Genomic DNA, 19,962 nt, shown 5'->3' on the forward strand with positions numbered 1-19,962 from the left:
ATATCAAAGGGGTCGATGGTGCGGTCGAGAAGACTCGAACTTCCACGGCCTTTCGGCCACCAGCACCTCAAGCTGGCGCGTCTACCGTTCCGCCACGACCGCACATCGAGGAGGTCGGCATGCCCGCCCAAGGGGAGGACTTGCCAACACGGGTGCGGGGGGATACCAAATCGGGCCCGTCGTGGCAAGCGCTCCTCTCGCTGCCGTCCAGGCCGATTTCACGTCCACGGCGCGTTCAGCGCACATAGAGCGCCAGTTGGAGCCGATTGGCCGTCCCGGTGTTGCGCAGCATCGTGGAAATATGTGTTTTGACCGTAGGTTCGCTGAGATTGAGCCGGCGGGCAATTTCCTTGTTCGACAGGCCCAAAGCCAGAAGCCCGGCGATTTCGTGCTGGCGCGGCGTAAACGGGACGGGCGCCCGCGGCACTTCGGCCAGCGCGACTTCCGGCGGCACGAAAGGTATTCCCGCGAGCAGCAGCAGCCCGATGGAATAGAAATGCTGGGTAATCATATTGTCGGGCAGGACGGCTAGCGCACCAGCACCCAGGGCGCTGCGCACCCAATGTCCGTTCGCGTCTTCCGGCTCGACGATCGCGCCGATCGGCACGATTCCGGCGCGCGCGCGCAGGTCCGACAGCCGCGAGAACGGCATATCGCCGAGCAGCCGGCGATGCAGCAACACCGCACGCAGCGGTGCAGCGGATTGGAGAAATTCGTAGATACCGCGCAGTTTGCCGATCGTCTCGACCTTGACCGTGCAATTCCTGTCATAGGTCAAGGTCAGGCCGCCCCAGCCGCAAACCTCCCCGATTGTCAGACCTGACTGCGCCTTCAGCCCGGCCCGGCCCTTTCGGCAGGGTATGAGCAGCATTGGGTGATCCCTGTCTTGCTTATTTTAGGCCCGCCAAGCGAACGCGGCGATCGGGTGTATCCAATTTGTCGATCAGATTTACCCATTTACCTAAAATTTTATGTAAAATACGCAGGTGGCACAGAACTGTCTAGAGATTTGATCTGTGGTGCAAATTTAAGAGTTTTAAACCTCTCATCGTCCGTTCGAATCTGATCCTTTTGACCGATTGTTCGTAACTTCACGGCCTTGCGATCCTGTCGCAACCGGTCGCACCGGCGCCCGGCGCAAACCATAAAAACAGGCGAGGCCAACGACCATGTGGACGAATACCGCCCGCGCGAAAGCGACGGAAAAAGCGCTGGAAGCACGCATCGCCGAGCTCGAACGCACACTCGCCCGCTTTCAGCAAATGCTCGACTGCATCCCCGTGAATGTGATGACCTGCGACGCGGCGGATTTCCGGATCGACTATGCCAACCGCCCGACCCTTGAAACGTTACGCAAAATCGAACATTTGCTGCCCGTCACCGCCGACGCGCTGATCGGCAGTTCGATCGACATTTTCCACAAGAACCCCGCCCATCAGCGCCGGATGCTGGCGGACGACCGCGCCCTTCCCCACAACGCGCAAATCCGCGTGGGCGAGGAAGTCTTGTCGCTGGCCGTGGACGCGTTGCGCGACAAGGAAGGCCGCTACGCCGCACCTGTGGTCACGTGGTCGATCGTGACGCCGCAAATACGAATGGCCGAAAAGGTGCGGGAAATCGTCGAACTCGTCGCCAAAGCCGCGGCGTCTTTGCACGAGACGGCGCAAGGCATGGTCGGTTCGACCGAAGATACCGGCCAGCGTTCCGCGGCCGTCGCCGGTGCGGCCGGGCAGACGACGGCGAACGTGCAGACCGTGGCCGCGGCCTGCGAGGAGCTAAGCACATCGATCGGCGAAATCAGCCGCCAGGTCGAAGGCTCGGCTACCGTCGCGCAACGCGCGGCCGAACAGACCCGCCAGACCCGCGCTACCGTCGACGGACTGTCGGAAGCGGCACAGCGCATCGGCAAGGTCGTCGAACTCATCAACGCGATCGCGGGGCAGACAAATCTTCTGGCTCTCAACGCCACGATCGAAGCCGCCCGCGCAGGCGACGCCGGCAAGGGCTTCGCGGTCGTGGCGTCGGAAGTAAAATCGCTCGCCACGCAGACCGCGCGCGCGACCGACGATATCGCCGAACAGGTCCAGCATATCCGCGCCGCCACGGCCGCCGCCGTCGGCGCGATCGGCGAGATATCCGGCACGGTCGAGGAAGTGAACCGCATCGCCGCCTCGATTGCCGCGGCAATGGAACAACAATCCGCCGCAACGCGCGAGATATCGCGCGGCATCGGCGAAGCGGCGGCCGGCACGCAACAGGTGTCGAACAACATCGCGATGGTCAGCGAAGCGGCAGCAACGATCGGCCGCGGCGCGCGTAACGTGCTGGATTCGGCGCAATCCCTGTCCGGCAACGCCACGTCGCTGCGCGCCGAGATCGAGACGTTCATCGGGCAAGGCAAACGCCGATGACATGGCCGCCGCCCGCGCGCCATTGGCAAGGCGCGCGGATGCCGATGCTGTTCGACAAGCCGCCCGAATGCCCGATCGAGCCCGATCCCGGCGCAGCAGAGCGCACCGACATCGCCTCGCCGATACTGTGCTTTCCCATCGCCGCGATCGAGGCGGCGACCGAAGCGATCGTCGCAATGTCGGTCGACGGCACAATCCGCTTCTTCTCCCCCGGCGCCGAAACCCTGTTCGGCCGAACAGCATCGGCCACGCTCGGCCAGCCCGTGACCGTTCTGATGGGGCCGGCCCACGCCTCTTCCCATCCCGACTATGTGGGCCGCTATCTGGCCGGCGCGCCGCCGCGCATCATCGGCACGACGCGCGAAGTGACCGGCCTTCACGCGAACGGCGCGGAACTGACGCTCGATCTGCGCGTCGTGCCGCTGCGCGTGGGCGGCGAGGACGTCTTCCTCGCCACCATGCGCGACGCCAGCGAACGCAAGGCGCGCGTCGATGCGCTGTCGCGCCTTGGCGCCGAACTCGGCGCGCGCAATCAGCTTCTGCACGACGCGCTCGCGGCGATCGATCCGGGCGTTTGCATCGTTGAGGCGGACGGTCGGCTCGACCATGTCAGTCCGCGTCTGGCGCAGATTCTGGGCCTGCCGCGCGAGGCGCTGCGCCCGGGCCTGACCCTCTCCGGGGCAATCGCCACGATCTCGAGCTTCGGTCCGTTGCGCGATCCCGGCACTGCCGACACGCTGCGTCGTCTGACCGAAATTCCTGCCGGCAGCGATCCCGCGCAAGCCACGCTGCACGCCGCCGACGGCCGCGCCTTCGAAATATCCTTCCGCCGGATGACGAGTGGGCGCAGCCTGCTGATCGTCGCGGAAACGACCGACCGCGAACGCGCCGCGCGCGAAGCTGCGGAATCTCTTTCCGCCGCGCGCGCGGCGGCGGCCGCGAAAGCCCATTTCATAGAGAATATCGGTCACGAATTGCGCACGCCGCTCAACGCCGTGATCGGCTTCGCGGAGGCGTTGAGCAGGGGGATACCCGGACCACCCAGCGACCGACAGCGCGAGTATCTCACCCATCTCCAATCCGGTGCGCGCGACCTTCAAGCGCTGGTCGACGAATTCATGTCGATCGCCGAATCCTTCGGCACGGCAGCACCCGCCGCCGGCGCGAGCTGCGCACTCGGCGCAGCGCTCGATGAAACTTACGCGCATTGGCTTCCGGCAGCGCAAGCGGCACGGCTCGACCTTGCCATTCCACACCCCGCGCCGGCGCATCGCCTGCGCATCGACGCGCGCAGCCTGCGGATCATCCTGAACTGTCTTGTTTCCAATGCCATCGTCCATTCGAAGCCGGGCGGACATGTCGATATCCGGGTCGCCGAAGGTGTTCGCGGCGTGACGATCGGCGTACGTGACGATGGACCGGGCATCCCCGCCAAAGACCTTGAGCGTGTCTTCGAACCATTCGTGCGCCTCGAAAGCGCATTTCTGCGCGCGCGGGCGGGCCGCGGCATGGGCTTGTTCACCGCGCGGACGATCGCGCGGCGTTTCGGCGGCGACGTGACGCTCGACAGCCTGGAACGGCGCGGCACGATCGCAAGCCTGCGCCTGCCGCTCGCCGAACCCGGCCTTGCAAAGGACGGCGCATCCGGATAGTTCATCGGCGGCATGGCCTGGAAATCCGCCGAATTCAGCCGCATCGAATGGACGGTACGCGAGGGGTATAGCGACTATGCCGCGACCCTCGCGGAAATGTCGGCCCGTGCCGACGCCATCAGGGCCGGAACCGCGCCCGAGGCGGTCTGGCTGGTGGAACATGCCCCGGTCTATACGGCCGGCACCTCGGCCAAGCCCGAAGACCTGCGCGACCCGCGTTTTCCGGTGTTCGAGGCCGGGCGCGGCGGCCAATACACCTATCACGGGCCCGGCCAGCGCGTGGCTTACGTGATGATCGACCTGAAGGAACGCGGCGGCGACGTGCGCGAATATGTCCGCCGGCTCGAGGAATGGATGATCCGCACCCTCGCCCGCTTCAACGTGAAGGGCGAGCGGCGCGACGGCCGCGTGGGTATTTGGGTCGACCGGGGCCCCGACGGGCGCGGCGGGCGGCGCGAGGACAAGATCGGCGCCATCGGCGTGCGGGTGAAGCGCTGGGTCACGTTCCATGGCCTGTCGCTGAACGTCGATTGCGACCTGTCGCATTTCGCGGGTATCGTGCCCTGCGGAATTTCGGCCCCCGCCTACGGCGTCACGTCGCTGGCCGATTTGGGGCTCCTGGTGACGATGCCCGAATTCGACATGATGCTGCGCGAGGAATTTACCCGCGTCTTCGGGGGATGATAGCGCCCGCCGCCGGCGCTATGATTACCCCCGCATGCTGCTGCCGCCCGCCGACTCGATTGCCCATGAACGCGAACAATGGCGCGCCCGCGTGGGCGACCACGACACGGTGCGCGTGGCGGGCGAAGACTTGATCCGGAGCGAGCAGAACGCGATCGACGAATTGTTCCTGCTGCGCAACCAATGCGCGCCGGAAATAGTCATCGACCCGGCTTTACCCGACCTCGACCTGCCCCAACATGCGAATCTGCTGCGCTATTGGCGCCATCTGCCGCGCGAAGCGGGCGCCGACCTGCCCAAGCGCGACACGGTGCGCCCCGAGGAACTGCACGGCACGCTGGGCGATCTGATGCTGCTGGAAGCCGAAACGAGCGGCACCGATTTCGTCTATCGCGTCTACGGTTCCAACATCGCGATCAATGCGGGCCAGGATTGGACCGGCTGGAGCGTGGGCGCGATGGGGTTGAAAACCGGCAACGGTATCGGCCTGTTCTATCGCGCCGTCTATGTCGCGTGCGCGTTGTCGCGCAAACCGATCTATACCGCGCACGAGGCCGCCCCCTATCAATCGCCCAGCCTGTGGCGCCGTTTGATCGTGCCGTTGGCCGGTGCTTCGGGTGATGTCGCGTGGTTCCTGGTCGCCAATCTGCCCGTGAAGTTCCGCCGGCCCGATCGCGCGCGCGAAATCGAGATGCGCCGTCGTCTGGGACCGGGCGAGAGCTGAGGGGGCCCGGTATGCTGCGCCGCACGGCCGATCCCATCGCGCATGAGCGCGAAACGTGGCGCGCCCGCGTCGAAGGCCACGCGCAGGCGCGCGCGGCGGGCGAAGCGTTGCTGCGCGGCGATCAATCGATCGTCGACGAAACCTTCCGCGTGCGCGACTTGCCGCCGCCCGCGATCGTCGTCGATCCCGATCCCGCGACGCTCGACCGGCCCGAACACGCGGCACTGTTCGCCTATTGGCGCGATCTGCCCCGGACCGGCGATGGCTTGCCGGCGCGCGCGAATGTGCGCCCGGAAGAACTGCGCGGCATGCTGGGCGATCTGTTGCTGCTGGAAACGGACGAAACCGGGACGGATTTCGTCTATCGCGTCTACGGCACCAAGGTCGCGCGGCATGCGGGCCAGGATTGGACCGGCTGGAGCGTGGGCGCGATGGGGCTGAAGATCGGCGCCAGCCTGTCGTTGTTCTATCGCGGCGTTTACGTCGCCGCGGCGATCGCGCGCAAACCGATATACACCGCGCACGAAGCGCCGCCCTGGATCGACCATGCGATCTGGCGGCGCTTTATCGTGCCGCTCGCCGGCGCCGACGGTTCGGCGACGTGGTTTCTGGTCGCCAATATCCCGACCGAGCCGCGCGCCCCGAATATCGCGCGCGATGCCGAAATGCGGCGCTATCTGGGGCCGACGAAGGCGGATTAGCCTTCCCAGGCCTGCCACAGGAAGCTGAGTCCGCCCGCCACCACCAGCGCGTCCATCATCGCCAGATGTACGCGCGGCGAGAACCGCTTCAGCATCCAGCGCGCGACGAAGGCGCCCGGCACGGTGGCAAGGCCGAGGATCAGCCCGGCCAAGATCAATTCGAAGTCGAACAGCATCGCCGAGCCGAAGACAGACGCTTTGATGAGGCTGCCGGACATCGACACGGCCGCTTCGGTGCCGATCAGCGCCCCGCCGCGCAAGCCCAGCCCCATCATCACCGATAGCAGCAGCGGGCCCACGCCGGTCATCGATCCGACGATGGCGCCGTAAACCGCCCCGCCCGCGACCGCACCGCCCGCACCCAAGCGCCACCCCGTTTTGTCGAGTTTGCGGCGGATCGGGATCGAGACGATCAGGAACACGCCCAACATCGCCGCGATCGCGCGCACGGGCAGCAGCGTATAGATGTAAGCCGACAGAACGCACATCGGCGCCATGCCCGCCCCGACCAGCAGGATCGCGCGCCACGAAATCTCGTGCCGGAACGCCGCGACGCGGCTGCCGTTGGTCATCGCCATGGCGATCGACATGACCGGCACGACCGACGCCACGCCGACGACGGGGGCGAGAACCGGCGGCAAGATCAATCCGGCGCCATAACCCGACACGCCGCCGACGATCGACGCGACGAAGGCGACCAACGCCACGCCCACTAAGATCAGCGGATCGATGCCCGCAAGGGTGAAGGCGCCTTCCATCATTCACTTGTCGGCAATTGCGAAAAGCCGGTCCAGCCTTCGTCGGTCGCATCTTCGCGCGCGATCGCGTCGACGCGGGCCGCCGGCGGACCTTTGCGGCATTCGCCGAGTATCGCGTCGATCGCTTCGGGCGATCCGGCGAACACCGCCTCGACGCTGCCATCCTTGCGGTTGCGGACCCAGCCGCACAGACCGGCTGCGCGCGCACGCTCGACCGTCCAGCCGCGATACCAAACGCCTTGGACGCGGCCCGAGATGACGACCCGAACGGCGATGCGTTCCGTCATCGCGCCGGCTTCTCGAACACGACATGCATCGCGTGTTCGGTGGTCGCCTTGCGCGCGACATCGAAGCCCTGCGCTTTCAGATCGACGCCGTCGAACGGCTTCGTGCCCGAGCCCAGCAAGATCGGCGATACGACCAGATGGAAACGGCCGATGGCGCCCAGGCGCAGATATTGGTTGATCGTCGCCGCCCCGCCGCCCACGCGCACGTCTTTGGCGCCCGCCGCTTCGCGCGCGCGGCGCAGCGCTTCCTCGGCACCGCCGGTGACGAAATGGAACACCGTGCCGCCCTTCATTTCCAAGGGTGCACGCGCATGATGCGTCAACACGAAGACGGGCACGTGATAGGGTGGCTCCTCGCCCCACCAGCCCTTCCATTGATCGTCGGGCCAGGGCCCGCGCACCGGCCCGAACATGTTGCGGCCCAGGATCCAGGCGCCGACATTGTCGAAACTGCGCGCGGCGAAATCGTCGTCCACGCCCTTGGCGCCGCCGTCCTTGCCGAGCACGCGCTTCTGGAACGTCTCGGTGCCGAACATCCAATTGTGGAGCCCCGTCCCGCCCTCGCCCAACGGGTTTTCGAGGCTTTGGTTCGGGCCCGCCGCGTAGCCGTCGGCCGAAATCGCGAAGCAATCCACGCGCAGCATATTCGCTCTCCTCAACGCCAAGCGGCTTCGGCCAAGGCCCGCAGCGCCGTGCGGATCGCGGCCTGCGCTTGATCTTCCAATGCCGCATCGGACGGTAGCGCGTCGCCGCCGCCATGGGCCAGCGCATTGCGCCGCGCGCGTAACAGGTCGTATTCGGGATCGCCCTCGCCGTGTTTGCGTATCGCCGGTTCGGCCAGCGTGAAGGCGAGCATCACGCACGCCGCCCACGCCCCCGCGCAGAACGCGGCTTCGATTTCGCCCAGCAAACGCTCCGCGCGTTCGTCCAACGCCGGCGCTTCGGGGCCGGCATTGGCCGCCAACGCGGCCACGAACCATTCGGCGCGACCGCGCCAAATCTCGGGATCGGGCGGCGGCAGCCCGGCGCCGCTCACTCGAACTCGACGATCTTCTGATCGACGGCGAGGGAGTCGCCGGCGGCGGCGTGGAGCTTGGCGATCTTCCCGTCACGCTCGGCGCGCAGGATATTCTCCATCTTCATCGCCTCGACCACGCACAACTCGTCGCCGGCCTTGACCTCCTGCCCCGCTTGCAGCGGCAGCGTCTTCAACAGGCCGGGCATCGGCGACAGCAGGAACTTGGACGTGTCGGCTGCGCGTTTCTCGGGCATCAGTTTGCGGAGTTTCGCCACACGCGGCGGCAGTACCAGTACGGGCAAGTTCGTACCGCCATGCGCCAGCACGAAGCCGGCTCCGTTGCGCTCGACCTGGGCGGACAACGCGGCCCCATCGACCGTCGCTTCCATCAACACGCGGCCGGGTTGCCAGTCGGTCGTCACCACGCTGGTCTCGCCGCCGGAGGTGACGCGATAGGCGCCGTCCGCGAACTCGACCTTCGTGGCGGTGTCTTCGCCCGCGAGGCGCACGACGAACTCGGCTTCGATCTTCGCTTCGTGGCCTTTGAGCTGGCCGGAGATACCCGTCTCGCGCTCGCGGATGCGGCGTTGGGCGACGGCCGCCAGCGCCACCAGCACGCGGCGCAGATCGACGTCCACGACGCGGCCCTTGAAGCCGCCGGGGAATTCCTCGGCGATGAAGCCGGTCGTCAGCCGCCCCGCCTTGAAGCGCGGGTGATGCACGAGTGCGGCCAGGAACGGGATATTGTGCCCGACGCCGCGCACGACATAGGCGTCGAGCGCGTCGGCCATGCGTTGCGTGGCCTGCACGCGGGATTCGCCGTAGGCCACGAGCTTGGCGATCATCGGGTCGTAATACATCGAGATTTCGGCGCCTTCGTAGACGCCGGTATCGACCCGGATGCCGGGCTTCGTGGTCGGTGCCGCGCAACGCGTCAACCGCCCGATCGACGGCAGGAAGTTGCGCACCGGATCTTCGGCGTAGACGCGCGCTTCCAGCGCCCAGCCGGTCAGCTTCACGTCCTTCTGTTCGAAGGGCAGCTTCTCGCCCGCCGCGACGCGGATCATCAGCTCGACCAGATCGACGCCGGTGACGCATTCGGTCACCGGATGCTCGACCTGCAAGCGCGTGTTCATTTCCAGGAAATAGAAATTCTTGCGCTTGTCGACGATGAACTCGACCGTGCCGGCGGATTTGTATTTGACCGTTTTGGCGAGGGTGACGGCTTGCGCCCCCATCGCGGCGCGCGTCTTCGCGTCGAGGAAGGGCGACGGCGCTTCCTCGATCACCTTCTGATGGCGGCGCTGGATCGAGCATTCGCGCTCGCCCAGATGCACGATATTGCCGTGGCTGTCGCCGATCACCTGGATCTCGATATGCCGCGGCTCCTCGACGAATTTCTCGACGAAGACGCGATCGTCGCCGAAGGCGCTCTTGGCTTCGTTGGTGGCGGAGCGGAAACCTTCGCGCGCCTCGGCGTCGTTATGCGCGATGCGCATGCCCTTGCCGCCGCCGCCGGCCGAGGCCTTGATCATCACCGGATAGCCGATGGTCTTCGAGATCGCGACGCATTCCTCGGCGTCTTTCAGCGGCTTCAGATAACCCGGCACGGTCGATACGCCGGCCTTCTGGGCGAGCAATTTGGACTCGATCTTGTCGCCCATCGCGGCGACGGCGCGCATCGACGGCCCGATGAACACGATCCCGGCTTCGTCCAACGCCTTGGCAAACGCCGCGTTTTCCGACAGGAAGCCATAGCCCGGATGCACCGCCTCGGCCTTCGTCTTTTTGCAGGCCTTCACGATCGCGTCGATCTTCAAATAGCTCTGCGCAGACGGGGCTGGGCCGATATGCACCGCCTCGTCCGCCATGCGCACATGCAGGGCCTCGGCATCGGCGTCCGAATAGACCGCGACCGTCTTGATGCCCATGCGCCGGCAGGTGCGGATCACGCGGCACGCGATCTCGCCGCGATTGGCGATCAGTATCTTCGAAAACGGCGGGCCGCCCGGCACCACCGGCTTCTTGAGCGCGGATTTTTTCGCGGGCGATTTCTTGGCTTTCTTCGCGGCCATGATCACTTGTCCCCGGGGCCGAACAGACCCGATGCCAGCACGACATGAACGGCCAACGGCCCGCCCCAGGCGACTGCGACCAGCGGCCACCAATCGAAGGCGGAACCTTTGACGAGATTGAGCAGCGCCAGCACGCCGGTCGTCAGAATCGCGGCGGCGACGTGAAGCTGGAGCGCGCGGCGCTTATCGATCATCGCCGCGCTCCGATAATCTCGCGCGCATAGAGCCAATGCGCGAACAGCGGCAGCGCCCAGGCGAAGGCGAAATACATCCACCACGGATTCCCGGGCGAGACGAGGAAGTTCACCGGAATCATCACCACCAGCACGGCGAGAAACAGGATCGCGTGCAGCCGGAATTTCCGGACCTTGTCGGCGCGGGGGTCGGTCACAGTGGCATGTTCCCGTGCTTCTTCCACGGATTGGCGAGTTGCTTGGTCTTGAGCATCGCCAGCGCGCGCGCGAGGCGCGGCCGCGTCGCCTTGGGCATGATCACGTCGTCGAGGAAGCCGCGCGACGCCGCGACGAAGGGATTGGCGAAGCGGCGGCGATATTCCTCGGTGCGCGCCTCGATCTTCGCCTTGTCGCCCATATCGGCGCGGAAGATGATTTCGACCGCCCCCTTGGGGCCCATCACGGCGATTTCGGCCGACGGCCAGGCGTAGTTCAAATCGCCGCGCAGATGCTTGGACGCCATCACGTCGTAGGCACCGCCATAGGCTTTGCGCGTGATGACCGTCACCTTCGGCACCGTCGCTTCGGCATAGGCGTAGAGCAGCTTGGCGCCGTGCTTGATGATGCCGCCATATTCCTGCGCCGTGCCCGGCAAAAACCCCGGAACGTCTACAAAGGTCACAATAGGTATGTTGTAGCAATCGCAGAAGCGCACGAAGCGCGCGGCTTTGGTCGAGGACGCGATGTCGAGGCAGCCCGCCAGCACCATCGGCTGGTTGGCGACGAAGCCGACGGTCGAGCCTTCGATGCGGCCCAAACCGACGATGATGTTCTTGGCAAAATCCGGCTGGATTTCGAAGAAATCGCCGTCGTCCACGACTTTCAGGATCGCTTCCTTCATGTCGTAGGGCTTGTTCGGGTTCGCCGGAATCAGCGTATCGAGCGATTCTTCGATCCGCTCCGGGCTGTCCGCCGTCGGGCGCACGGGTACCGGCGCTTTGTTGCTCGCGGGCAGGAAATCGACGAAGCGGCGCGTTTGCAACAAAGCTTCGACATCGTTGTCGAAAGCGAGATCGGCGACACCCGAACGCTGCGTATGCGTCGAAGCGCCGCCCAGGTCTTCGGCCGAGACGATCTCATGCGTCACGGTCTTCACCACGTCCGGCCCCGTGACGAACATGTAGGAGCTGTCGCGCACCATGAAGATGTAGTCGGTCATCGCGGGCGAATAGACCGCGCCACCGGCGCACGGGCCCATGATGAGCGAGATCTGGGGCACGACGCCTGAGGCGAGCACGTTGCGCTGGAACACTTCGGCATAGCCCGCGAGCGACGCCACACCTTCTTGGATGCGCGCGCCGCCCGAATCGTTGAGGCCGATGACGGGGGCACCCACCTTCATCGCCTGATCCATGATCTTGCAGATCTTCTCGGCATGGCTTTCCGAGAGCGAGCCGCCGAACACCGTGAAATCCTGCGAGAAGACGAAAACAAGGCGGCCGTTGATCGTGCCCCAGCCGGTGACCACGCCGTCGCCCGAGACCTTCTGCTCGGCCATGCCGAACTCGGTCGAACGATGCTCGACGAACATGTCCCATTCCTCGAACGAGCCTTCGTCGAGCAGGATGGCGAGACGTTCGCGCGCGGTGAGCTTGCCCTTGGCGTGCTGCGCTTCGACGCGCCGTTCGCCGCCGCCCGCACGAGCCCCGGCCCGGCGCGCTTCGAGTTCCTTCAGGATTTCCTGAGTCATCGTCCCTGTCCCCGGAAGCCGTTCGTGCTTTACCGGGAAACAGGGGTAACAAAGCCTCTAGCTTCGCGCCAGCGCGAAAAACCGTTCTGCGACAATAAGTTCCTGGCGGGTCTTGGCGCGCTTCTCGGTCGCTTCCGAATCTTCGCCCCATCTTTCAATCTGAAATGTCGCGTCGAGTTCGGCGGCATCGAAGGCGCCGGTGGCGTCGATTTTGCCTTCGGCGAGTGCCAGCGACACGATCAGCGAGCCCGTCGTGGCAACCGCGACACCCAGCCCCGCCAATTTAAGATCGTCCATCGCCGCCATCGCGGCACGCAACGCCGCGAGGGATTGCGCGGGTTGATCGGGCGCAATGATCGAGCCATGCGACACGATCAACGGCGCGTCGAAGGTCAACGCCGCCCAATCGAGCAGCGGCTGCCAGATCGCGGCTTCGCGTTCGATCAGCGCGGGCGGCTCGGAAGCGCGGAAGCACAGCAGCTCCGTCTGCGCATGCGCGACCAATTCGTCGAGGATCGCCTCGCGCTTGGGGGGGACGCGATCGATCGCCGTACCCACGATGCGCGTGAGCGGCAGTTTGGAAAAATCGATCTTCGGCGCCTTGCCGCGCGGGGCGACGCCCCGCCACTCATCGACCATCGCCTCGGCGAGGCTTTTGGACGCAACGGCGATCTCGCTGCCCGCCGGCGTCCTCAACGGCTTGCCGTCGAGCGCCACGCCGAAGGAACCGTCGCCGCGCGAATGCAGCGACGGTTCGACGAAAGCGACAGCGCTCACCGGCCGAACAGGCCGCGAATGGCGCCGCCCACGCCGCCGGGCTGCTGCTGTTGCTGCTGCTGTTGCTGCGCGGGGGCCTGCTGCTGCGCCGGGCGCTGCTGATTGGCGGGGGCGGTTTGCTGCGGCGGGGCCGCACGGCCCGTGGCCGCCGCCAGCGCGTTGGCGCAAGGATCGCCCGAGACGCGCGAGGCGGCACTATTGGCGACCAAGCCGGTGATCAGCGAGCTCGCCCCGCCGGTCGCGATCCCGGCGGCCGTGCCGAGAACGCCGGCCGCCAAGCCTTGCGCCATCGCCGCCGCGTCGGGCGCGTAGCTCGGGTTCGCGAAGGTGCCGCCGATGCGCAACGCGATCGGCCCGGCCGTCTGGCCCAGCGCCAACTGCTCAGTCGCCAGATTGACCGTGCCTTGGGTGCGCGCACTGATGATCCCCGTTTCGATCAGACCGGCCTTATAGGTGCCGATACCGTCGCGGAAATCGATCTTGTGGATGCCGCACTTGACCGACGTGCCGATATTCACCTGGGCGAGGCCGGGCGCCACGCTGTTCAGCCATTGGCCGACGAAGCGCACCGCCGCTTGGCCCAGCTCGCCCTCGCCCATATTGAGGAACACATCGCCTTGCAGCGACGCCGCGACCGCGCGGGGCGTTTCGCCGCGCCCTTGCAGATTGAGGTCGAAGGCCGTGACGCCGCCCTTGAACCAATCGCTGAGCTTGCGGCTTTCCAGCACCTTGCCGACGTCGAGATTGCGCACCTCGACCTTCTGGGTCAGCGATTTCTGCGCGCCATTCAATGCGCTCTCCACGGAGACGCGCCCGCCTTCGATTTCGAAGGTCAGCGGACGGACGGTCAGATTGCCGTTGGCGAGCGCCACTTGCAGGTTGAGCGCGCGCAACGTCGCCGGCTCGGTCACGATCTGCCCGGCGCGATAGGTGATGTTCGCGTTGGCGGCGTTGAGCGCCTCGTAGGGCAACTTCTCGTTCGGGATCACGCGCCCGTCGCCGGCGGGCTTCGCGGCACCGCCGCTTGCGGCGGGTGCGGACGCGGGCGTGCTCGACGACGAACTGCCGGACGTGGCCGGGAACAGCTTCGTCAGGTCCACTTGCTGCGATTGCAGATTGGCCGTGACGCTGGGCTTGGCGTTACCCGTGGGCAAGGTCGCGTTGATCGTGCCCGCGAGATCGACCGCGTTGTCGTTGCCGACTTTCAGGTTCAAGCCCGTCACGTCGATACGGTTCGCGGCGGGTTCGCTGATCGCGGCTTGCAGCGACAGCGGCCCGGTCACGGGTGCGTCCTGTTTCAGCGCCTTGAACAGCCCGGCGAGGTCGCGGCTTTCGGCCTTGATGTCGAGCTTGATGCCGCGCGTGGTCGCGTTGGTCGGATCGGTCACAGCGCCGGTGATGGTCGCCAGGATCGTTTCGACCGCCCCCGCCGTCACCGCCAAACGCGGGATCGACGGGCGGCCTTGCGGCGCCGCATCGGTCAATTGCAATTCGGCCTTCACCGGGCCGATCGCCGGAATGTCCTGCTTCACGAGCGCGCCGAGCTTGGCGAGATCGGGCACGTCGACGCCCAGGACGATATCGAGGCCCTTGCCTTGCGTCGGCGCCACGATGCCGCCCTTGACCGTCGCGGTCACGACGTCGGCGAGCTTCGCGGTCAAATCCACCGGCCAAGCGGGACCGGAATTGGCGAGCATGCGCTCGATCGAACCGACCGTGCCGGCGAGCGCGAATTTGACGTCGCCGACGACCGGCGCGGTCGCGCCGCCCGCGATATCGAGCTTCAGCGGCGACGACACGGAATCGGCGTTGAGCAGAACCTTTTCGAGATTCGCGGCGTTCGTTTCGTTGGTCTTCCCGTCCTTATAGGTGAAGCGCAGATTGCGGATCTCCACCTCGCGCACCACCGGCAACGGCATGGCGCCGCCCGAGGTTTGCGCGGCCGGCGCTTGCTGCTGCTGGGTCTGCCGCTGCTGGCCTTGCGCGGCGGCGGGCTGCGCTGGTGCGAATTCCCAATTGCCGCGCCCCTGGCGATCGGTTTCGATCAGCAGATCGGCGTCGAGCAGAACGAGCTTCTTCACGTCCACTTGCTGCGACAACAGTGGGATCAGCGCGACCTGCACTTCGAAGCGGCCGACCTTGACCATCTCGGGGCGCGAGCCCCAGGAAGCGTTGGCGAACGACACGTCCGCGACCGAGAAGCTGGGATTGAAGCCGAGGCCGAGCTTGATATCGCCGGTCAGCTTCAGTTCGCGTCCCGTGGCGTTCTTCGCGGCCTCCACGATCTGCGGCTTGTATTTGTTGACGTCGAGCGTGGACAGGAACACGGCCACACCGCCGACGGCGAGGACGATCAAGCCGACGAGGCCGATGACGATCCATTTCAACGCTTTCATGGCGTGTCTCCTTTTCCTATCGCGCGAGGGCGGGCAGCAAATCGGCGAAATTCGCCAATACGCGCTCGGCCCCGTGCTCGATCAGTTCCGAATCTTCGTGGTAACCCCACGACACGCCGATGCCGCGAACCTTCGCGTTGCGGGCCATCGCCATGTCGAAAACCGTATCGCCGATCATTACGGTGTTTTCGGGGCCGAAGCCCGCTTCTTCCATCGCCTGGAAGATCATCGTCGGATCGGGCTTGCCCGGCGCGCTGTCGGCGGTCTGCAACGTGGCGAAGCGCGGATGCAGACCGTGCGAGCCGAGCACGGCGTCGAGGCCGCGCCGGTTCTTGCCCGTGGCGATGCCCAGCGTCCAGCCAGCGGCGGCGAGCGCGTCGAGGGCGGCCAACGCACCGTCGAACATCGGCTCGACGAAACCCGGCTGCAAACGCAGCGCATGGAATTCGTGCTTATACGCCTCGACCAAGCGCATCACCGTCGCCTCGTCGCTGTCCGGCGCCAAGCGGGCCAGACATTGCGCCAGCGGCAAGCCGATGATGCGGTGCGTTTGTTGCAGCGTCGGCGGCGGCAGGTTTTCCGACGCGAAGGCGGCCTCCATGCACGCCTGAATGGCGTGCTGGCTGTCGACCAGCGTGCCGTCGAAATCGAAAATCGCGAGACCCGTCATGCCGCCGAATTTGGCAGATTTGGCCGCCTATTGGAACCTACGCTTCCGGGAACGGATCGGGATTGAGATTCGGATCGAATCCGAAAAACTCCCAGGTTTTACGCATATGCGGGGGCAAAGGCGCTTTGATCTTCAGCAAGCCCTTGCCCGAAGGATGGGGCAATTCGATCGAGCGCGCGTGCAGATGTAATTTTCCCGAAATGCCTTCGCCTTGGATGCGCGATTCCCCGCCGCCATATTTACCGTCGCCGACGATGGGCGTGCCGAGACCGTCCGCGCAATGCACGCGCAATTGATGCGTGCGGCCGGTGCGCGGCCACATAACGAGCCACGTGCAGCGCCCCGCCGCCACGTCGACCGTGTCGTACAAGGTGATCGCGCGCTTGGCATCGTCCTCGCCGCTCGACGCAACGCGCTCGAAGCCCGACGGTCCCGCTTCTTTGGCCAGCGCCAGATCGATCTTGCCGCGCGCCATTTTGGGCTGGCCGACGACCAGCGCCCAATAGAGCTTGCGCGCGTTGCGATGGCGGAAGGAATCCGCCAGACGCTGCGCGTTCTTCGCCCCGCGCGCGAGGACGAGCACGCCCGACGTGTCGCGGTCCAAACGATGGACGAGTTTGGGCCTTCCTTCCAAGTGATCGAATTCGAGCGCTTCGAGCATGCCGTCGATATGCCGCTCGGTGCCCGTCCCGCCCTGTACCGCCAAGCCCGGCGGCTTGTCGAGCACGATCACGTCGTCGTCCTTGTAGATGACCCAGGACCGGATCGCCTTCGCGTCCGCCTCGGTCACCGGCCGGCGTTCGCGGATCGCAGGTGCCGCTTCCGCCACTTCCGCCGGCACTTCCTCGATGCGCGGCGGCAGGCGCACGGTCTGGTCGGGTTCCAAGCGATGCGACGACTTCACGCGCTTGCCGTCCACGCGGATTTGTCCGGTGCGCAGCAGCTTTTCGATGCGGCCTTGATTCAGCACCGGGAAGCGGCGCTTCAGCCAGCGGTCGAGACGCTGATCCGCGTCATCGACCTTGATCTTCAATTCGGTGACGGCGCTCATTCGTCCGCATTCCTTTTCGCCCGCAGCTTGGCCCAATAGTCGAGGCGCTTGCGGATCTCGCGCTCGAAGCCCCGTTCGGGCGGGGCGTAGAATTCGCGCCGCGCCATGCCCTCGGGGAAATAATTCTGGCCGGAAAAACCGTCCTCGGCGTCGTGGTCGTAGTTATAGCCTTTGCCGTAGCCAAGCTCCTTCATCAGCTTGGTCGGCGCGTTCAGGATATGGGCGGGCGGCATCAACGAACCGGTTTCGCCCGCCGCGCGCTTCGCCGCCCCGAACGCCATATAGGCCGCGTTCGATTTGGGTGCGGTCGCGAGATAGATCACGGCCTGCGCCAAGGCGAGTTCGCCTTCCGGGCTGCCGAGGAAATCGTACACGTCTTTCGCCGCCAGCGCTTGGTGGACGGCTTGCGGATCGGCCAAGCCGATATCCTCGACCGCGAAGCGCACGAGGCGGCGCACGATATAAAGCGGCTGCTCGCCGCCCGCCAGCATACGCGCGAGCCAATAAAGCGCGCCATCGGCATCCGACCCGCGCATCGATTTATGCAGCGCGGAGATGAGGTTGTAATGCCCCTCCTGCCCCTTGTCGTAAAGCGGGGCACGGCGCTGAACCGCCCGCACGAGGGCTTGCGTATCCATCGTCTGCCCGGAGGTCTGGAAAACCTGTTCGGCGAGATTGAACAGGTACCGCCCGTCGCCGTCGGCCATCGCGATCAACGCTTCGCGCGCACCCGCATCGAGCGGCAGCTTCCGGCCCTCGGTCTCCTCGGCGCGTTGCAGCAGTTTTTCGAGGGCGGCTTCGTCCAGGCGCTTCAGCACCAGCACTTGGCAGCGCGACAGCATCGCGGCGTTGATCTCGAAAGACGGGTTCTCGGTCGTGGCCCCGACCAGCGTCACCGTGCCGTCTTCGACATAGGGCAGGAACCCGTCCTGCTGGCCGCGATTGAAGCGATGGATCTCGTCGACGAACAGCAAGGTCGACTTGCCCATCTGGCGGCGCTCGGTCGCCTCCGCAAACGCCTTGCGCAAATCGGCGACGCCCGAGAACACGGCCGACAGCGCGACGAACTCCATGCCCACGGCGCCGGCGAGCAAGCGCGCGAGCGTCGTCTTCCCGCAACCCGGCGGGCCCCACAGCACGATCGAGGCGAGTTTCTTGGCCGCCAACATGCGCGCAAGCGGCCCGTCGCCGGCGAGCAGATGGTCCTGGCCCACGACCTCGTCGAGCGTCTTGGGCCGCAGGCGTTCGGCGAGCGGCTTGTCGCTGTCGGGGGCTTGGAACAGCCCGCCGCCCGTATTGCTGGCTTTCTTCATCGCCTAGCCGCCGATCGTGGTGGTCAGCGTGCGCTCGCCCCGGCGCACCGACAAGCGCCAGGGCAGCGGCAGCGTCGACGCGCGGCGCGCGTCTTCCACGGTACGGATCTCGCGATCGTTGATGCGCGTCAGAATATCGCCGGGCTGCAGGCGCACATTGGCCGCCGGGCTGCCGCGCCGGATTTCGGTGACGATCACGCCATAGGGCGGCACGTCCATCGCCAATTCCTCGACGAAGGCGGGCGAGAGATTGGCGAGCGTGGCGCCGGTCAACGGCGTCTGGCCGCGCATCGGCGTCACGTCGCGCGGCGGGATTTCCGGCGGGGCGATCAGCGACACGTTGACCGTTTCATTGCGGCCTTGACGATGCACGGAAAGACGCACCGCCTGCCCGACCGGCTGCGTGGCGATGCGGAAGCGCAAAGCCTCGTTGTCGTTGACCTCGCGCCCTTCGACCGCCAGCACCACGTCGCCGCGTCGCAAGCCGCCGCGTTCGGCTGGGCCGCTGGGGAATACGTCGTTCAGCACCACGCCTTGCGGGCGCGAAAGCCCCAAGCCCGGCGCGAGATCGGGCGTCACCGCTTGGCCGTTGGCGCCCAGCCACGCGCGCACCAAACGCCCACCGCCTTTGGCGCTGGCGACGACCGTTTGCACCATGTTGGAAGGCACGGCGAAGCCGATGCCGTTCGATCCGCCGTCGCGCGAATAGATCGCGGTGTTGATGCCGACCACGCGCCCGTCCATCGCGACCAAGGCGCCGCCGGAATTGCCGGGATTGATCGCGGCGTCGGTCTGGATGAAGAAGCGGAAATCCGCGATCCCCGCCATGGTGCGTGCGACGGCGGAGACGATCCCTTGCGTCACGGTCTGGCCCACGCCGAACGGATTGCCGATCGCCAGCACCAGATCGCCGACTTCCAGATCGTCGGAATCGCGCAATTCGAGATGCGGCAACGCCTCGCCCTTCGGGTCGATGCGCAGCACCGCGAGGTCCGTGCGCTCATCCGCGCGCGCGACGGTCGCTTCGAATTCGCGCCGATCGGCGAGGCTGACGACGATCTCCTCCGCCCCCCGGATCACGTGGAAATTGGTGACGATCAAACCCGACGGATCGACGATGACGCCCGAACCGAGCGAGCTTTGCACGCGCTGGCCCATACCCGGAAACTGATCGCCGAAGAAGCGGCGGAACATCGGGTCCTGCAACAAGGGCGAGGGCAGCGTCTGCTGCACCCGGCGCGTGGTGACGTTGACCACGGCCGGCGCCGCGCGCTTGACCACGGGGGCGAAGGACAGCGTGACCTGCTCGCGGCTGTCGGGCACGGCGCGGGTCTGGGCGAAGGCAGGGAGCCCCGCCAACGCCGCCAGAAGCAGGATCAGAGATATCGCGATACGCATGGGTCGATTCTTTCGCACTCGGCCCCCGGGGGCAAGGGCGACGCCGAAAGCCGCTGGATCGGCCCTAAAACGAAACGGCGCCGGGGATACCGGCGCCGTTCTTAACTTCGAGCGGGAAGTCGGG

General features: G+C 66.1%; 20 protein-coding genes and 1 tRNA gene. 5 read left to right on the forward strand and 16 right to left on the reverse strand.

The window, feature by feature from the left end; translation table 11 throughout:
- Positions 1-16: 16 nt before the first annotated feature.
- Positions 17-102, reverse strand: a tRNA-Leu gene (locus J0H39_25390).
- 133 nt (positions 103-235) lie between these two features.
- Positions 236-871 (reverse strand): response regulator transcription factor, encoded by a 636-nt coding sequence (locus J0H39_25395; protein MBN9500099.1) that lies wholly within the window; start codon positions 869-871, stop codon positions 236-238.
- Positions 872-1,169: 298 nt separating this feature from the next.
- Between J0H39_25395 and J0H39_25400 the strand changes: the two genes are divergently transcribed.
- The 5 genes from J0H39_25400 to J0H39_25420 are packed head-to-tail and all read left to right on the forward strand — an operon-like array spanning position 1,170 to position 6,172.
- Positions 1,170-2,411, forward strand: coding sequence for a methyl-accepting chemotaxis protein (locus J0H39_25400; GenBank protein MBN9500100.1), 1,242 nt, complete (start codon positions 1,170-1,172; stop codon positions 2,409-2,411).
- Complete coding sequence (locus J0H39_25405; protein MBN9500101.1) at positions 2,408-4,063, forward strand: PAS domain S-box protein; 1,656 nt, start codon at positions 2,408-2,410, stop codon at positions 4,061-4,063. The genes J0H39_25400 and J0H39_25405 overlap by 4 nt, the downstream gene beginning before the upstream one ends.
- Positions 4,064-4,075: 12 nt before the next feature.
- Entirely contained in the window at positions 4,076-4,747 is a 672-nt protein-coding gene (gene lipB / locus J0H39_25410) for a lipoyl(octanoyl) transferase LipB (GenBank protein ID MBN9500102.1), read from the forward strand.
- A 34-nt stretch (positions 4,748-4,781) separates the two neighbouring features.
- Complete coding sequence (locus J0H39_25415; GenBank protein ID MBN9500103.1) at positions 4,782-5,471, forward strand: PAS domain-containing protein; 690 nt, start codon at positions 4,782-4,784, stop codon at positions 5,469-5,471.
- An 11-nt stretch (positions 5,472-5,482) separates the two neighbouring features.
- A complete protein-coding gene (locus J0H39_25420; protein ID MBN9500104.1) occupies positions 5,483-6,172 on the forward strand; it encodes a PAS domain-containing protein in 690 nt (229 codons plus the stop codon).
- Here J0H39_25420 and J0H39_25425 read toward each other — a convergent pair.
- The 14 genes from J0H39_25425 to J0H39_25490 are packed head-to-tail and all read right to left on the reverse strand — an operon-like array spanning position 6,169 to position 19,838.
- Entirely contained in the window at positions 6,169-6,933 is a 765-nt protein-coding gene (locus J0H39_25425; GenBank protein ID MBN9500105.1) for a sulfite exporter TauE/SafE family protein, read from the reverse strand. The two genes, J0H39_25420 and J0H39_25425, sit on opposite strands and share 4 nt — an antisense overlap.
- Entirely contained in the window at positions 6,930-7,217 is a 288-nt protein-coding gene (locus J0H39_25430; GenBank protein MBN9500106.1) for an acylphosphatase, read from the reverse strand. The genes J0H39_25425 and J0H39_25430 overlap by 4 nt, the downstream gene beginning before the upstream one ends.
- A complete protein-coding gene (locus tag J0H39_25435) occupies positions 7,214-7,861 on the reverse strand; it encodes a dihydrofolate reductase family protein (GenBank protein MBN9500107.1) in 648 nt (215 codons plus the stop codon). The genes J0H39_25430 and J0H39_25435 overlap by 4 nt, the downstream gene beginning before the upstream one ends.
- Positions 7,862-7,872: 11 nt before the next feature.
- Entirely contained in the window at positions 7,873-8,253 is a 381-nt protein-coding gene (locus tag J0H39_25440; protein MBN9500108.1) for a hypothetical protein, read from the reverse strand.
- Positions 8,250-10,310 carry an acetyl/propionyl/methylcrotonyl-CoA carboxylase subunit alpha gene (locus tag J0H39_25445; protein ID MBN9500109.1) on the reverse strand — a complete coding sequence of 687 codons (2,061 nt, stop codon included), beginning with the start codon at positions 10,308-10,310 and terminating at the stop codon, positions 8,250-8,252. The genes J0H39_25440 and J0H39_25445 overlap by 4 nt, the downstream gene beginning before the upstream one ends.
- A gap of 2 nt (positions 10,311-10,312) precedes the next feature.
- Positions 10,313-10,504, reverse strand: coding sequence for a hypothetical protein (locus J0H39_25450; GenBank protein ID MBN9500110.1), 192 nt, complete (start codon positions 10,502-10,504; stop codon positions 10,313-10,315).
- Positions 10,501-10,701 carry a 2TM domain-containing protein gene (locus J0H39_25455; GenBank protein ID MBN9500111.1) on the reverse strand — a complete coding sequence of 67 codons (201 nt, stop codon included), beginning with the start codon at positions 10,699-10,701 and terminating at the stop codon, positions 10,501-10,503. The genes J0H39_25450 and J0H39_25455 overlap by 4 nt, the downstream gene beginning before the upstream one ends.
- Positions 10,698-12,233 carry an acyl-CoA carboxylase subunit beta gene (locus J0H39_25460; protein ID MBN9500112.1) on the reverse strand — a complete coding sequence of 512 codons (1,536 nt, stop codon included), beginning with the start codon at positions 12,231-12,233 and terminating at the stop codon, positions 10,698-10,700. Before J0H39_25460 ends, J0H39_25455 begins: the two co-directional genes overlap by 4 nt.
- A gap of 57 nt (positions 12,234-12,290) precedes the next feature.
- Positions 12,291-12,980: a hypothetical protein gene (locus J0H39_25465; protein ID MBN9500113.1), complete on the reverse strand. Its 690-nt coding sequence runs from the start codon at positions 12,978-12,980 to the stop codon at positions 12,291-12,293.
- Between the two features lie 26 nt (positions 12,981-13,006).
- Positions 13,007-15,406 (reverse strand): AsmA family protein, encoded by a 2,400-nt coding sequence (locus J0H39_25470; GenBank protein MBN9500114.1) that lies wholly within the window; start codon positions 15,404-15,406, stop codon positions 13,007-13,009.
- Between the two features lie 16 nt (positions 15,407-15,422).
- On the reverse strand, positions 15,423-16,076 hold the full coding sequence (locus J0H39_25475) for an HAD-IA family hydrolase (protein MBN9500115.1): 654 nt from the start codon (positions 16,074-16,076) through the stop codon (positions 15,423-15,425).
- A gap of 37 nt (positions 16,077-16,113) precedes the next feature.
- Positions 16,114-17,127, reverse strand: a complete 1,014-nt coding sequence (locus J0H39_25480) for an RluA family pseudouridine synthase (GenBank protein MBN9500116.1) — start codon at positions 17,125-17,127, stop codon at positions 16,114-16,116.
- Entirely contained in the window at positions 17,124-18,440 is a 1,317-nt protein-coding gene (locus J0H39_25485) for a replication-associated recombination protein A (protein ID MBN9500117.1), read from the reverse strand. Before J0H39_25485 ends, J0H39_25480 begins: the two co-directional genes overlap by 4 nt.
- Positions 18,441-18,443: 3 nt before the next feature.
- Positions 18,444-19,838 carry a DegQ family serine endoprotease gene (locus J0H39_25490; GenBank protein ID MBN9500118.1) on the reverse strand — a complete coding sequence of 465 codons (1,395 nt, stop codon included), beginning with the start codon at positions 19,836-19,838 and terminating at the stop codon, positions 18,444-18,446.
- Positions 19,839-19,962 lie beyond the last annotated feature (124 nt).

The organism is Alphaproteobacteria bacterium (assembly GCA_017308135.1).
In the GTDB taxonomy this organism is placed as follows: Bacteria; Pseudomonadota; Alphaproteobacteria; order CACIAM-22H2; family CACIAM-22H2; genus Tagaea.